The organism is Ruminococcus sp. BSD2780120874_150323_B10 (assembly GCF_015553695.1).
GTDB lineage: Bacteria > Bacillota > Clostridia > Oscillospirales > Acutalibacteraceae > Ruminococcoides > Ruminococcoides intestinale_A.
This window is the reverse complement of record NZ_JADNHD010000005.1, coordinates 108,305-124,054: the sequence shown is the minus strand read 5'-3', so window position 1 is coordinate 124,054 and position 15,750 is coordinate 108,305. Positions and strand designations below refer to the sequence as shown.

Genomic DNA, 15,750 nt, shown 5'->3' with positions numbered 1-15,750 from the left:
TCTCTAATAACATATAGCTGTCTATAAAAGGGTTCGCACATTTGGAGCAAAAGCAAAATGTCTGCTACGATAAAAAGTTCAGCCAATCGCACCTTTGATGTTTTGACCGGTTTTGATTACGATTAAGGCAGAAAGGAGCGATGGATATGAAAAACAGGCTGATACCTTGTGTTCTTGCCTGCCTGATGATTTTCCTCGTAGGTTGTAACGGTAACACAGCCAAAGAAGCTGCACAGGAGATTACGAAAACAGAGACTTCTTTTCCGGCTGGTAATACCGAAACAGATTCTCAGGAAGAAACGGCAGAAGAACCGGAAAGCACGACAGTTCAGGAAGAAACACCGATTACGGCAGAAGAAAGCCAATCAACCGCTGAAAGGCAGACGGTTGCGACTGTTCAGACAAAACCGGCGGAAGAAAAAACGGCTGATACTCCTGCAACCGAAAAGCCAAAGGCAGAGCCACCGAAGCAGACAACCACGCAGGCTGAACCCGAAAAACAAACGGAACAGCCAAAAGAACAGACAACTGCCGAACAAAAGCCGGTTGAAAAACCGACTGAAAAGCCGGCAGAACCGAAACCGACAGAGCCGCACAAGCAGACATTCGATGTCAGCCCTTATGTTAGTTACGCAAAAGAGTATGCGGTAAGCATAGGGCTTTCTCTTGACATCACGGCGACAGAATGTTGGGACAACCCCATATCCGCAAATCCTAACCGAAGCGGTATCAAGTCTGATATTGAAAGCAGACTGAACCGATACAAGAACAGCGAGGGTTTTACCGCTGTGTGGATATGGACAGAAAAGCTATCCGATACGGATTACAACATCTATATCGGCTACTGCTAAAACAAAATAATTTTAAGCGGACGCACTGAGTAAAATCGGTGCGTTTTTGCATTTCAAGGAGGAAAACGCAATGGTTAAAACAAAATTCAAGAAAGCCGTCTCGCTTATGTTGGCGGCGGTTATGAGCCTTACTGCTTTTACGGGCATTGGGGCAACGACAGCCTTTGCAGCCGTAGGAGAAAAAGCCGATGTGTACCTCGTCGATTATCCCCGAAGCGGAGATACCAATAACAACGGCGAATGGGGACACGGCAATCTCAACTATATGAACGGTTGGAAAGGCTTGTCCACAAAATATACAGGACTTCGTGCAATGGGTTCGTATTCGGGCAATATTGCCTACTGTATTGAACCGGGTACAGGTCAGCGGACTGGAGATACTCTCACCGAAAAGGACGAGAACTTCTTTAATAACATCAGCCCGAACGGAACGATTTCCGGCGATGACATTCGCCTGCTTATCGGTCGTATCTTGCAGTACGGCTACCGTGGAGGTATTTCGACAAGCTGGAAGTCGCAGAATGAAAGCGACGCAAACTGCATCGCACACGCTTATGCCACTCAGATTTTGATTTGGGAAACGATTGTCGGAGAAAGAGACGCAGGCTTTAATCACGTTTCTACCAGCGGATACAATGCCGTGCTTGAATGTGTAAGCACTGCACACCCACTCCGCAGTAAAATCTTGTCGTACTACAACAGTATGGTAACAAGTGTTCAGAATCACACCAAAGTGCCGAGCTTCTGCACAAGGTCAAGCGGTTCTGCAAAGGTAAACGAGCTTGAATGGAACGGAAGCAAGTATGTTGCTACTCTCACCGATACAAACGGTGTGCTTGGCAATTACAACTTCTCGGCAAACATTGACGGGGTTTCTTTCTCTGTCAGCGGAAACAAATTGACTGTTTCGATGGAGAAAGCTCCGAGCAAGGAATTTACCATCACAGCCGCAAAAAAGAACGGTGTCCGCAGAGGTGTTGTCGTATGGTCTGACGGTATCCATCAGAACGGAAACGGCATTCAGGATGTGGTCACTTATGCTCAGGAGGTCAGTGACCCTGTCAGCGGCTTTGTCAAAATGAAGGTAAGCTACGGCTCTTGTCAGATTGTAAAGACAAGTGAGGACGGAAAGGTTGACGGCATTCAGTTTACCATAAGCGGTAACGGTGTCAATCAGACTGTAACAACCGCAAACGGCGGTAAATTCCAACTGGATAACCTTATGCCCGGTGTTTACACGGTAACAGAACAGTCTATCGACAAATATGTTCCGCAGGAGGTTCACAGAGTAACTGTTGTTGCCGGTCAGGTGTCAAAGGTCAATTTCAATAATGTTCTCAAAAGAGGTAATCTTCAGGTCATCAAATCTTCTGAGGATAACTTGGTTGAGGGCGTTACCTTCCATCTTTACGGCACATCTCTTTCCGGTATTGCTGTCGATGAGTATGCCGTGACAGATAAGAACGGTGTTGCTTCTTTTGATGATGTGCTTATCAGCGGCACTACCCCATACACCATTGAGGAAGTGGATACCGCAATCCGTTATGTTGTGCCTGCAAATCAGACCGCACCGATTAACTGGAAAGAAGTAACCACAAGAAACTTCACGAACATTCTCAAAAAGTTCAGCGTAACCGTAACAAAGAGCGACCGAGAGGAAGGCACACCGCAGGGCGACGCTACCCTTGCCGGAGCAGTTTACGGTATCTATAAAGGCGAAACCCTTGTGGACAAGTATGTGACGGATAAGAACGGGCAGTTTACCACAAAGGAATATGTCTGTGATAATGACTGGACAATCCGTGAAATCACGCCGTCCGAGGGTTATCTGCTTGATACGACTGTTCACAAGGTCGGTGCTGAACCGCAGCTTTATACGGTGGAACACAATCAGACAGCAAATGATGTTACCGAACAGGTTATGAAAGGCAATATCGCCATTATCAAGCACACCGATGACGGCGAAACTCAGATTGAAACACCGGAAAACGGAGCAACCTTTGAAATCTATCTCAAATCTTCCGGCAGTTTTGACGCAGCAGAAGAAGATGAAAGAGATGTCATTGTCTGTGATGAAAACGGTTTCGGGCAGACAAAGGATATGCCTTACGGCGTATATACCGTTCATCAGACCTCCGGTTGGGAAGGTCGTGAGCTGATGAAGAACTTTGATGTGTTCATTGCTCAGGACGGACAGACCTACCGCTATCTTATCAACAACGCAAACTTTGAAAGCTATATCAAGGTTGTCAAGGTGGACGCAGAAAGCGGTAAAAACATTCCTTATGCCGGTGCAGGCTTCAAAATCTTTGACCCTGACGGCAATCAGGTAACAATGACCTTCACTTATCCTACTCCGACAACGATTGATACTTTCTACACCGACGCAAACGGACAGCTTGTGACACCGGAAAAACTGGAATACGGCAAGGGATATTCTCTTGTAGAAGTTCAGGCTCCTTACGGATATGTGCTTGACAGCACACCGGTGTACTTTGATGTGGCAGAGGAACATTCTTCCGATGAGGGTGGTATTACCGTGATTAAGGTCGATAAGCCTAATATGGCACAGAAAGGTACAGTCAGCATTGAAAAGACCGGCGAGGTGTTTTCAGGGGTAAATATCTCCGGCGTGGAAAACGCCGATGTGATTTATCAGCCTGTCTATGAAGTGAAAGGTCTTGCAGGTGCAGTTTATGAGATTAGCGCAGCAGAAGATATTATCACTCCCGACGGTACACTCCGTTATGCAAAGGGCGAGGTAGTAGATACTGTTACCACAGATGAAAACGGACTTGCCAAGAGTAAGGAGCTTTATCTCGGAAAATATACGGTGGTTGAAATTACTGCACCGGAGGGTATGGTCATCAACAAAGAAGCTCACGATGTTGAGCTGACTTATGCCGGTCAGGAAGTGTCTGTAACCGAAACCGCCACAAGCTTTGTAAACGACAGGCAGAAAGTAGCGGTAAGTCTTGAAAAGACTATTGAAAAGAACGACATCTTCAATATCGGCAACGGCGATGAAATGAAGAATATCAGCTTCGGACTTTTCGCCGCAGAAGAACTTGTTTCTGCAAGCGGTACTTCTATTCCGGCAGACGGACTGATTGAGATTATCTCACTTTCCGAGAACGGCAAGGCTGTTATCAAAACCGACCTTCCTTTCGGAAGCTACTATGTAAAGGAACTTGCCACCGATGAGCATTATATCCTTACCGACGCCAAGTATCCGTTCACTTTCAGCTATGCCGGTCAGGATACCGCAAATGTTGAGATTGCGGTCAATGACGGCAAGCCGATTGAAAACAAGCTCATTTACGGTTCTGTTTCCGGTAAGAAGATTACCGAAAACGGCGAAGCACTGGGAGGTGCTGTAATCGGTCTGTTTAAGGCTGATGAAACCGAATTTACAAAAGAAAATGCTTTGATGACTGCTACCTCCCAAAAAGACGGTAGCTTTTCTTTTGAGAAAGTACCGTATGGCAACTGGCTTGTAAGAGAAATCGAGCAGCCGGAGGGCTTCGTGCTTGATGAAACTTCTTATGAAGTTAAAATCTCCGAGGTCGCTCAGGTCATTGAGGTCGAAATCGTCAATGAGTATGTTCACGGCAATATCAAGTTGACTAAGGTCGATGAAGATTACCCGGACAACAAGCTGACAGGAGCGACCTTTGAGGTTTACAAAGATGTAAACGGCGACGGTAAACTGGATGACGCCGACGAGCTTATCGGAACTCTCTCCGAAACCTCTACCGGTATTTACGAGATGAAGGAACTTCTTTACGGAAAATACCTTGTAAGAGAAACCAAAGCACCGGATGGCTTTGAGCTTGATAAGGGTGTGTACTCTGTTTTCATTGAAAAAGATGAAACCACCTACGAGGTAGAAAACAAAGCCGGCGTCGGCTTTATTAACACAGCTATGAAAGGAAACCTGAAAATCGTTAAAACTTCCTCTGACGGTAAGGTTGAAGGCTTCACTTTCAGAGTTACAGGAGTAAACGGTTACGACCGAAGCTTCACGACCGATAAGAACGGCGAAATCATTATCGAGGGACTTCGTATCGGCGATTACACCATTTCCGAGGTTCAGGATAGTGTTTCTGCTTCCTATGTGCTTCCTGCGGATAAGATTGCAACCGTAAAGGTCGGTTCTACTACCGTTGTGGAAATGCACAATGAGCTGAGAGATACACCAAAGACCGGAGATAACAGCAATGTGGGCTTGTGGACGGCACTTGCGGGACTTTCTGCCCTCGGTATTGTCGGCACAGCCGTTGTTGCGTACAGAAAAAAGAAGAAGGAGGACAATGAGTAATGGACGCTAAAACAATCGTAGCAGTTGTATTAGTCGCCTTTATTATCGGCGGCTTTATCTTCTTGCAGATTAAGAACAGAAAGAAATAAGGAACGCTTGTGTGGGCGGAGTGAAAACTTCGCCCACCGTTCTTTTACGGAGGTGCATTATGAATAAGCAAAAGACGGTTGACAGCAAGGTGCTTGCAATACTCAGAGAATGCCCCGAAACGAGGTATGACGATATGCAGCTTATCCTTTGCTATTACAACCGATACAGCTATATGAGAGTCGGAGATTTACCGCTTGAGGATATAGTCAACAACTATAAAGGCTACGGCTTGCCGTGCTTTGAGACTATCCGCAGAGCAAGACAGAGAGTGCAATCCCTATTTCCCGAACTGTCAAGGCAGTGCAGTGGCTGCGACTGCGGAAACATCAGAATTGTGATTGAAGTAAGCTGAGGTGTGGATATGAACGAGGGAAAAAGAAAAATCGGTGAATACACTGTTCTTTGCTCGGTCAATGTGGGCGAAAAGGAAGTTATCTTGGCTTCCAATGAGCAAAGTACAAACGGCGATAAATTTATGTGCGGCTTTGCAGAGCGAAACGACCTGTTTGAACTGTGTTCGGAATGTATGGTAAGCGATGACTATATCGAAATCGTACACCTTTTCGGAAGCCGTGTGGCAAATGAAGCGGAGCTTTTCAAGGAACAGGTCGAAAAACTGGATATTCCAATCACACTCATAACAGAAGCCGACTGTATCCCCGACCACTATTCCAAAGACATCAACGGCAAAATCATAGCCATTGACCCCAAGGTATTAAAGCCTGAATTTCAGAGAGCCGACAGACAGCTCTACTATGTTACAGGTGGTTTCGGTGCGTCGGCAAACAGCCGTGGAAGTGCCGTGTTTTGTACCAATCTTCACACCGGCAAATCAACCCGATATGAAAGAATGGATGTTATGGGCGAAATAAAGCCTGAGCGTCTGCCTGAATGGGCAAAGGAAAAGGCACAAGAGCTTTCAAACAAGAAGCGAAATAAAGACAAAGAACGATAAGGAGGACAAAGCAATGAAGGAAAATTTCACTTTTCAGCAAAAGACAAAGCTTCTGACGAAACTGTTTGACGCAGGCTGCAATACCGAAAAGAAATTGCAGCAGCTCGACATGGAGAGCATTTTGAAAATTCCGGGTATCACTATTCCGGATATGAGTCTGATTATCGAGTTTCAGAAGCAGACCAAAGCCAATAAGCTGTTCTCTTATTTGGGAGGTGGCACTGATGAGCAGGCAGGAACAGAATGACCGCCATATCATTTGGAGCGACATTAGCCTTGACCTTGATGATTGGCGAGAGTCTTTGGAGGAACTGTATCCCGGATATTCCGATGATGAGCTTTACGACATTATGGTAAAATCCAATGCCGAAAATCTTTATGATGAACGAGTAAATCTCAATATTCAGCTTTCACAGCCGATTATTGTTATCGGCGACCTCGGCAGATGGAACGGCAGAGTGTCGGGCTACAAGATGATTGATTCCGGCAACATTAAGGACTGCCTTTATTCCGATACCGATTACAACGAATGGTATGTGGATAAGTACGGCGACCTTCGTGCCGACGCCGTTCATCACGACGGTACAAACCATTATCTTTACCGTGTATTCAAAGACGGTGTTACCGATACGCAGATTGAAAATCTGCAAGATAAAATCTATAACGGAAAAGCCACAAGAGCCGACATCACACGAGTTACCAAAAGGCTCGGCGATGACATTGCCGGAGTTTATGGTTTTCCTATTCCAAAGCAAAGACAAACAAACGAACAAGCGAGGTGATGAAAATGGATTACAGAGTATTGACCGAAGCAGAGCGTAAATACACCTTCAGCCAAAGTCAGCAGCTCTCTATGCAGACCGGTCTTATCGGATATTTGAGAGCCGACTTCGGTTCTAACGGGAACGAGTTTTGGACGACTTGGAACGATTTCAGAAAAGACTTGAAAACCGATGAATTTAAGGCTGAATTTGATGAAGTCATAAACGGATTGCGTGACGGCGATGTTTTGTCCGGCAGAAAGGCTATGTCCTCTTACTGTTATTCCACTCCCGACAGCTCCTTTAATGATGACTGCAACCACTACGGCATCCGTCTTGATACGGGAAAGTACAGCTATCTTATGAGATTTAACCCCAACAGGGGCGAGTACAATCTGTACTGCTATTGCTATCAGAAAGAGTGGCTAAATGCCCACTTGAAAAACGCTGAGCGAGGTATCCGATTTATCAACCCGCACTATCAGGAGCAGTTTCGCATTGCGGACGGAGAAAAAATCTCAATCAAGCTCGGCGACGGCAAAACAATGGAGAGAACTTGCAGATATATCGACGACTACCATTTGGAGGTCGGCACAAATCTCTACCATATCTGCGAATTTGCCGAGCTTTGCGAGAGAAACGGTCATACCGTAGAACCAGCCGCAAAAGAAAACACGAAATCCGCAAAGGACAAAGAAAAAACACGATAAGGAGGTGCAGACGAGGTGGCAAGAAAATTTGACCTGATTTCAGAGCTGTATGAAAGAACCTGTTTTGCAGTTACAGACAATCCGGTAAACTGGCAATCGTTTCTGAAAACAGCAGGCAGAAATTTCAGGCTCCGATTTGATGAACAGCTTCTCATTTATGCCCAAAGACCCGACGCAACAGCCGTGCTTGAAATCGAACGATGGAACGGTACTTTCGGTCGCTGGGTAAACCGAGGAGCAAAGGGTATTGCCGTATTTGAGGACACAGACAGAAGCCGTCAAAGGCTGATTCATTACTTTGATATATCGGACACCCACGAAAGTCGACATTCCCGCCCTGTTCCGATTTGGGAGATGAGACCCGAATATGAAGCAGAAGTTATTGAAACACTTGAAAATACTTTCGGTGCGGTAAACGATACAACGAGTATTGAAAATGTCGTCAAAGAGAGCATTGCCAATGCCGTTGAGGATAACATCGCAGACTATATCTCCGACTTTATGAGTTTGGGTGCAGGAAGCGATATTGAGTATTTGTCTGCCGACGAAGCAAATGCCTTGTATTTGGAGCTTGTCAGAAACAGCGTATCATATATGGTTATGGCACGATTGGGACTGAACGCAGACAAGGTCTATTCTCCCGATGACTTTGCCGGTATTTCAAGTTTTAATTCACAGGAAGTTCTCAATGCGGTGGGTATTGCTACAAGCGACATTGCAGAAATGGCGTTGCTCCCTGTCAGCAGAACAATCAGCACGCTCAGCAAGGAAAATCGCATAATTGATGAACAGGAGCAATCCGAATACAATAAAGACATCAAAGACGAAAGGAGTCAAAGCGATGAGCGAAATCACATACACGATGGTGGGAGATTACAATCTTCCGAACCTGAAACTGCCGGAGCAGACGGAAGTGACTCTCGGCAGATGGTCGCAGATGAGGAGAACTTATCTGAAGGAACATCACAAAATCCTGTACTACAATCTTCTGACGAAAGGGATTCTGAACAGTCACTTGGCGGAGGTTCAGCAGAGAGCCAGCGAACTGGAGGAAACTCTCGTGAAGCAGATGGCACAGAAAGCCGGGCTGACGGAGCAGATGAAAGCGGAAGATATGATGAAGTGGGTTCGCCTGATGAACAACATCAGGAACTCGGCACAGGAAATCGTGAAGAATCAGGTAATATTCGCTTAGAGTATTACGACAGAAACCACGAGGACAAGAGCCTGCCGTTTTTCGGTGGCGATGATACTATCCGAGAGATACTCGGTACTACCCCGCATTTGTCCGCTTCAAAGGAAGAAATCAAAGACTTCTATGAGAGAAATACGGACAATGCGACCCGTACCGAATATATCAAGGGTATCTTCAATAACGACTACACCCGGCTTACCTTAAACGACGGCAGGCTTGTGGGATACAAAACATTTCAGAATGTCCTCCACTTGTGGGAGGGTGAATACGAAAACAGAACCGCTCAGAGTTTCTACGACTGGGGCGTTATCGCACAGCATTTTGAAGCAATGAGACTTTTGGGAGAATTGACCGATACAATGAAACCGATTCCGTCTATGGACGGTCAGTTGACTCTCATTATGGGAAATCAGGCAGAGGAACAAAAAACCTCTGCCTTTACTTTTTCTCAGGAAATCATAGACGCTGTATTGACCCGTGGAAGCGGAGTTTCCGAGGGTAAAATGCGTATCTATGAGCAGTTTGAAAAGAGCATTTCCGCAAAAGAGAACGCCGACTTCTTGAAAAACGAATACGGTTGGGGCGGCTCTTATCCGGTCATCATCGGTGCAGGCATTGACGAACAGCACGACGGAAAAGGTATCACAATTTCAAAAGGTATCGGAAGCGACAAGCCGCACATTACTCTTTCTTGGTCTCAGGTGGAAAAGCGTATCGGAGACCTTATCCGTATGGACAGATACCTAAACCCAAAGGAAAAAGAAAAGTACCCTGAATGGCTTGAAAAGCAGGAAGAACGGCGAGCCGAGCTTGCAGAGCAGAGAAAAAACCGTGAGATACTTTCTACCGCACCGCCTGAACCTGAAAACAAAGAGGACGAGCCGGAAGCGCAGTATGAATATCATCTCGGCGACAGCGTGTATATTGGGGCTTCTCAGTATGAGATTTTGTCCTTTGATGAAAACCGTGTAATGCTCTATGACTTCGATATGCCCTTATTCAACAAGGAACTTTCAAGGGAAGAATTTGACCGCAAAGTGCGTGAAAATCCGATGAACGACCACTTGAAGGTCAGTGTATTACCGGCGGAAGAAAAAACCGTTACAGGCGAAAATAAAGCTCAAAACGATACTGAAACCGTACCGGATTTCAGTCCGAAAACCGGTTATGACGACGCCTTCTTTATTGACCGGGACAATGAAAGTGTAACTTGGATGTACTATAACCCCGACAGCAATGCCGGAGGTCAGTATGTTACAAATACTCTTTCTTTTGACGAGATACAGCAAGTCGCACGGGAGTATGACTCGGCAGAGGATTTCTTTGATTATCTCGGTAGCATTGCAAATCAGGAGCTTGCCGATGTAGGTACGGAATGGTTTGTGGACGCAGACCGAGAATTTCACAGGACACCGGATTTGACCGACTGTACCTCTGCCACAATGGAAGCTCTTATTGAAAACACTGAAAGAGCTGATATGGTGGCAACAAATATCGGGAATGTACCGATTGAGGATTACAGAGAAATCGTTGCTACTCAAAACGGTTTTGACAGCGATGAGGAAATGTATAACGAGGGTGTTCGTATCGGCAACGGTTACGACAAAGAGCCTGAACCGATTGTCCCCGCTTGGGAGCAAAAGAAAAAGTCAAAAGTAAAGAGCTTTGACCTCCACCCGGATATTCCTATGTCCGAACGACACAACTTTGACCTTGCCAATAATCAGGTTGAAGAAGTGAACAAGAAAGAACGCTTCCACCGAAACTATGCAGCAATAAAAGTCCTGAGAGATTGTCAAAACGAAAACCGTTTTGCAACACCTGACGAGCAGAAAATCTTGTCGAGATATGTCGGTTGGGGCGGTATTCCCGAAGCCTTCGACGAACGAGCAGGAGCTTGGCATACAGAGTATGCAATGCTGAAAAACATCCTGACGCCGGAGGAATATGCGTCGGCAAGAGAAAGCACACTGACTGCATTTTACACTCCGCCCGAAGTATCTACCGCCATTTACAAGGTGTTGGAACAGATGGGATTTCAGGAGGGCAACCTGCTTGAGCCGTCCTGCGGTATCGGTAATTTCATCGGTATGCTGCCCAAGTCAATGGAAAACGCAAAGGTTTACGGTGTTGAGCTTGATACCATTTCAGCCGGTATCGCTCAGCAGCTTTATCAGAAATCTTCCATTGCGGCACAGGGCTTTGAGGAAGTAAATGTCCCCGACAGCTTCTTTGACGGCATTATCGGCAATGTGCCTTTCGGAGATTTCAAAGTCTCCGATAAACGATACGACAAGTACAATTTCTTAATCCACGATTATTTCTTTGCAAAATCGCTTGATAAGTTACGCCCCGGCGGTGTGATGGCTCTTGTGACAAGCAAAGGAACTATGGACAAGGAAAACTCCAATGTGCGTAAATATATCGCACAGAGGGCGGAGCTTCTCGGAGCAATCAGACTTCCGAACGACACCTTCAAAGGTAATGCCGGGACAGAGGTCGTATCCGATATTCTGTTTCTGCAAAAGCGAGACAGACTCATAGATATTGAGCCGGATTGGGTTCATCTTGACACCGACGAAAACGGTATAAGGATGAACTCATATTTTGTTCAGCACCCGGAAATGATACTCGGCGAAATGAAAATGGTAAGCGGTCGCTTCGGACCGGAAGCAACCTGTGAACCGTTTGAAAATGCCGACCTTTCGGAGCTTTTGAACGAAGCAGTCTCAAACATTCACGGAGAAATCTCCGAATACGAGGTTGCCGACGAACTGGAGGAAGAAGATAATTCTATCCCGGCAGACCCTATGGTAAGGAACTTCTCTTACACTGTTTTAGACGATAAAATCTATTTCCGTGAGAACTCCCGTATGTCCCCGGTGGAGGTATCTGCAACCGCTGAGAACCGCATTAAGGGTATGATTGGGATAAGAGATTGCGTCCGTAACTTGATTGAACTGCAAACCGAGGATTACCCGGACAGCGAAATCAAACAGGCACAGGATAAGCTGAACACACTGTATGACAGCTTTACAAAGAAGTACGGACTGATTAACAGCCGTGCCAATACTTCTGCCTTTTCCGACGACAGCTCCTATGCTCTGCTCTCCGCTCTTGAGGTTATCAATGAAGATGGCGAACTGGAACGCAAGGCGGATATGTTCTTCAAAAGGACGATTAAACCGCACAAGCCGGTAACGGAGGTTGACACCGCAGACGAGGCTCTCGCTGTCTCTATGGGCGAAAAAGCAGCCATTGATATGGAATATATGATGGAGTTGTCCGGCAAAAGTGAGGAGGAATTATTCGCTGACTTAAAGGGTGTAATCTTCTTAAATCCCCTTTATGAGTACGGTAATTCCTATGAGCCGAAGTATCTGATGGCAGACGAATATCTGTCGGGCAATGTTCGTGAGAAGCTGGCGACAGCCAAAAGGTCTGCGGCACTGTATCCCGAAGATTACACCGTCAATGTGCAGGCACTTGAAAAGGTGCAGCCAAAGGATTTGACGGCAAGCGAGATTTCCGTAAGGCTCGGTGCGACTTGGATACCGCCCGAAATATTCCAACAGTTTATGTTTGAGTTTCTCGACACCCCACGCTATGCACAATGGAATATCAAGGTTCACTACTCTCAGTTTACCGGCGAATGGAACATTGAGGGAAAGAGCTACGACCGTTCCAATGTAAAAGCGTACAGCACATACGGTACTTCCCGCATCAACGCATATAAGATAATTGAGGAAACACTGAACCTGAAAGATGTCCGAATCTTTGACTATATCGAAGATGAGGAAGGCAGAAAGAAAGCCGTTCTCAATAAAAAAGAGACGGCAATCGCACAGGCAAAGCAGGAACTCATAAAGCAGGGCTTTCAGGACTGGATATGGGCTGACCCTGCCCGCCGAGAAAAACTCACGAAGATGTATAACGAAAAGTTCAACAGTATAAGACCCCGTGAGTACGACGGAAGCCACATTGTTTTCAACGGTATGAACCCGGAAATCGAACTCCGTGAACATCAGAAAAATGCGGTTGCACACATTCTGTACGGCGGTAATACGCTGTTAGCACACGCAGTCGGTGCGGGCAAGACCTTTGAAATGGTAGCCGCCGCTATGGAGTCCAAACGACTGGGACTTTGCAATAAGTCGCTGTTCGTAGTGCCAAATCACTTAACCGAGCAATGGGCGGCGGAGTTCTTACAACTCTATCCGGCGGCGAATATTCTCGTAGCGACAAAGCGAGATTTTGAGACAAAGAACCGCAAAAAGTTCTGCGGTCGAATTGCCACGGGAGATTATGACGCCGTAATCATCGGTCATTCTCAGTTTGAGAAAATCCCGATGTCCATTGAAAGACAGAGGGCAATTCTTGAGCAGCAGCTTGAAGAACTGACAGACGGTATTATGGATTTGAAGCGAAACCGTGGAGAAAACTTCTCCATTAAACAGCTTGAAAAGTCTAAAAAGTCCGTGAAACAAAAGCTGGAAAAGCTCAACGACCAAAGCCGAAAGGACGATGTTGTTACCTTTGAAGAACTCGGTGTGGACAGGCTTTTTATTGACGAGAGTCATTATTACAAGAACCTCTATCTTTACACCAAAATGCGTAATGTGGGCGGTATCGCTCAAACGGAAGCACAGAAATCCTCCGACCTGTTTATGAAGTGCCGATACCTTGACGAGCTTACAGGCGGTCGAGGAACGGTATTTGCAACCGGTACTCCTATCTCAAACAGTATGGTGGAGCTATATACCATTCAGCGATACTTGCAGTACAACACGCTTGTCAAAAACAACTTGCAGCACTTCGACTCGTGGGCAAGTACCTTTGGAGAGACTGTAACAGCCGTTGAGCTTACCCCGGAGGGAACGGGTTACAGAGCGAAAACCCGCTTTGCGAAATTCTACAACCTACCGGAGCTTATGGCGATGTTTAAGGAGGTCGCCGACATCAAGACGGCGGATATGCTGGAACTGCCTGTGCCGGAAGCACACTTCCACAATGTTGCGGTCAAGCCTTCGGAAATGCAGAAAGAGATGGTTGCTTCCCTTGCGGAACGAGCCGAGAAAGTCCGTGGCGGCGGTGTAGATTCGAGTGTAGATAATATGCTTAAAATTACAAACGACGGCAGGAAGTTAGCACTTGACCAGCGTATGCTTAACGATATGCTGCCTGATTTTGAGGGCAGTAAAATCAACGCCTGCGTCGATAACATCTACCGTATTTGGGAGGAAACAGCCGATAAAAAATCGGCACAGCTTGTGTTCTGCGACCTCTCAACTCCAAAGAATGACGGAACATTCTCGGTATATAACGACATCAGAAAGAAGCTCATAGAGCGTGGTGTCCCCGAAAGCGAAGTCCGCTTTATCCACGAAGCAGATACCGATGTGAAGAAAAAAGAACTGTTCCAAAAGACCCGTAAAGGCGAGGTCAGAGTGCTTCTCGGCTCTACGCAAAAGATGGGAGCCGGCACGAATGTTCAGGACAGACTTATCGCACTTCACGATGTGGATTGCCCGTGGAGACCGTCAGACTTGGAGCAGCGTTCCGGTCGAATTATCCGTCAGGGTAACTCAAATCCTGATGTAGATATTTACCGCTATGTAACGGAGCAGACCTTTGACGCATATCTCTATCAGCTTGTAGAGGGAAAGCAAAAGTTCGCCAGTCAGATTATGACGAGCAAATCCCCGGTGCGTTCTGCCGAGGATATTGATGAAACCGCCCTTTCCTATGCAGAGATTAAAATGCTTGCCACCGGCAACCCGTATATTAAGGAGAAGATGGATTTGGACATTCAAGTTCAAAAGCTGAAGCTCTTAAAATCCAACTTTCTATCTGAAAAATACGCTTTGGAAGATAAGATAATCAAATATTATCCGCAGCGAATTACAGCTTTGGAAAACCGTATTGAAGGATTGAAGCAAGATGTAGAAACTGCGAAACAGCACCCGAAACCAACGGACGACCGATTTGTCGGTATGGAGGTTAAGGGTGTTTTTTATTCCGAAAAAGCCGACGCCGGTAAAGCAATCATTGAAGCCTGCAAGCAGATGAACAGCCCCGACCCTATTCCTCTCGGCAAGTACCGAGGGTTTGAAACGGAACTGCTTTTTAATACCGCAGAGCGAAATTATGAGGTTCGACTGAAAGGTGCGACAAGCAGAAATGTTCCTCTCGGTGATGACGCACACGGCAATATTATCCGTCTTGATAACGGCATTGAGAGATTTGCCGAGAGCTTGTCGCTTGCGGAAAATGACCTTGAGAACACCACAAATCAGTTGGAAACCGCAAAGAAAGAAGTCCAAAAACCGTTTATCCAAGAGGAAGAACTAAAGACAAAGCTTGCCCGCTTGGACGAGCTGAATATCTTGCTCAATATGGATAAGCGAGAAAACGAAATTGTCGGCGGCGAACCCGATGAGGGCGAAGTGCCGAACACACGAAAGGAGAAAACCTATGAACGATAAAATGACACCCGATAAGGAAAGAGAAAACTGCCCTTGCAGAAAAGCAATCATTAACCCTTTTGACGCAATGATGATGGTTGTGGTCAGGAGACTTGATAAAGCATATCTCGAATTGAAAAGAAGCAAACCGCCCGCAAAGGAAGCAGAATTTGCCCTTAGAAATGCAAAGCTTTCTTTCTACGGAGAGTTGGTTCGACAGAGCATTGAAACGGTGTTTTCGCCGGAAGAAATCATTGCTTTGTATGAAAACGACGACCTTGCGGGAGGTGCTTGGACTGTTTGGAATGACATCGGCTGCCCTGTTGATAAGATACTCATTATCATTGCAAAGCTCAGTATCAACGAACCGATACAGAAAGCGGTTGCCGATTTGCTGATGTAG

The 15,750-nt window shown here is 46.2% G+C and carries 10 protein-coding genes; all 10 read left to right on the top strand.

Annotated features, from left to right (window positions below; genetic code table 11):
• Nucleotides 1–146 precede the first annotated feature (146 nt).
• The 10 genes from I2E21_RS05020 (at nucleotide 147) to I2E21_RS04980 (ending at nucleotide 15,750) form a co-directional block, all read left to right on the top strand.
• Entirely contained in the window at nucleotides 147–851 is a 705-nt protein-coding gene (locus I2E21_RS05020) for a hypothetical protein (RefSeq protein WP_024721696.1), read from the top strand.
• A 70-nt stretch (nucleotides 852–921) separates the two neighbouring features.
• Nucleotides 922–5,172, top strand: coding sequence for a SpaA isopeptide-forming pilin-related protein (locus I2E21_RS05015; RefSeq protein WP_015573073.1), 4,251 nt, complete (start codon nucleotides 922–924; stop codon nucleotides 5,170–5,172).
• A 148-nt stretch (nucleotides 5,173–5,320) separates the two neighbouring features.
• The gene (locus I2E21_RS05010) at nucleotides 5,321–5,614 is read left to right on the top strand and encodes a hypothetical protein (RefSeq protein ID WP_003525240.1); all 294 of its coding nucleotides are present in this window, start codon (nucleotides 5,321–5,323) and stop codon (nucleotides 5,612–5,614) included.
• 9 nt (nucleotides 5,615–5,623) lie between these two features.
• Nucleotides 5,624–6,217 carry a hypothetical protein gene (locus I2E21_RS05005; protein ID WP_015573072.1) on the top strand — a complete coding sequence of 198 codons (594 nt, stop codon included), beginning with the start codon at nucleotides 5,624–5,626 and terminating at the stop codon, nucleotides 6,215–6,217.
• Nucleotides 6,218–6,230: 13 nt separating this feature from the next.
• Complete coding sequence (locus I2E21_RS05000; protein ID WP_015573071.1) at nucleotides 6,231–6,464, top strand: hypothetical protein; 234 nt, start codon at nucleotides 6,231–6,233, stop codon at nucleotides 6,462–6,464.
• On the top strand, nucleotides 6,442–6,999 hold the full coding sequence (locus tag I2E21_RS04995; protein ID WP_024721694.1) for a hypothetical protein: 558 nt from the start codon (nucleotides 6,442–6,444) through the stop codon (nucleotides 6,997–6,999). The genes I2E21_RS05000 and I2E21_RS04995 overlap by 23 nt, the downstream gene beginning before the upstream one ends.
• A 5-nt stretch (nucleotides 7,000–7,004) precedes the next feature.
• Entirely contained in the window at nucleotides 7,005–7,688 is a 684-nt protein-coding gene (locus tag I2E21_RS04990; protein ID WP_015573070.1) for a hypothetical protein, read from the top strand.
• A gap of 784 nt (nucleotides 7,689–8,472) precedes the next feature.
• Entirely contained in the window at nucleotides 8,473–8,883 is a 411-nt protein-coding gene (locus I2E21_RS12245) for a TnpV protein (RefSeq protein ID WP_308167039.1), read from the top strand.
• Between the two features lie 329 nt (nucleotides 8,884–9,212).
• On the top strand, nucleotides 9,213–15,368 hold the full coding sequence (locus tag I2E21_RS12240; RefSeq protein WP_347474411.1) for an N-6 DNA methylase: 6,156 nt from the start codon (nucleotides 9,213–9,215) through the stop codon (nucleotides 15,366–15,368).
• A complete protein-coding gene (locus I2E21_RS04980) occupies nucleotides 15,358–15,750 on the top strand; it encodes a hypothetical protein (RefSeq protein ID WP_014635901.1) in 393 nt (130 codons plus the stop codon). Before I2E21_RS12240 ends, I2E21_RS04980 begins: the two co-directional genes overlap by 11 nt.

Excerpts from the sequence above, each read along its gene's own strand:
- I2E21_RS05020 (WP_024721696.1), top strand. The coding sequence starts at position 147 with ATGAAAAACAGGCTGATACCTTGTGTTCTTGCCTGCCTGATGATTTTC.
- I2E21_RS05015 (WP_015573073.1), top strand. The coding sequence starts at position 922 with ATGGTTAAAACAAAATTCAAGAAAGCCGTCTCGCTTATGTTGGCGGCG.
- I2E21_RS05010 (WP_003525240.1), top strand. The coding sequence starts at position 5,321 with ATGAATAAGCAAAAGACGGTTGACAGCAAGGTGCTTGCAATACTCAGA.
- I2E21_RS05005 (WP_015573072.1), top strand. The coding sequence starts at position 5,624 with ATGAACGAGGGAAAAAGAAAAATCGGTGAATACACTGTTCTTTGCTCG.
- I2E21_RS05000 (WP_015573071.1), top strand. The coding sequence starts at position 6,231 with ATGAAGGAAAATTTCACTTTTCAGCAAAAGACAAAGCTTCTGACGAAA.
- I2E21_RS04995 (WP_024721694.1), top strand. The coding sequence starts at position 6,442 with ATGAGCAGGCAGGAACAGAATGACCGCCATATCATTTGGAGCGACATT.
- I2E21_RS04990 (WP_015573070.1), top strand. The coding sequence starts at position 7,005 with ATGGATTACAGAGTATTGACCGAAGCAGAGCGTAAATACACCTTCAGC.
- I2E21_RS12245 (WP_308167039.1), top strand. The coding sequence starts at position 8,473 with ATGAACAGGAGCAATCCGAATACAATAAAGACATCAAAGACGAAAGGA.
- I2E21_RS12240 (WP_347474411.1), top strand. The coding sequence starts at position 9,213 with ATGAGACTTTTGGGAGAATTGACCGATACAATGAAACCGATTCCGTCT.
- I2E21_RS04980 (WP_014635901.1), top strand. The coding sequence starts at position 15,358 with ATGAACGATAAAATGACACCCGATAAGGAAAGAGAAAACTGCCCTTGC.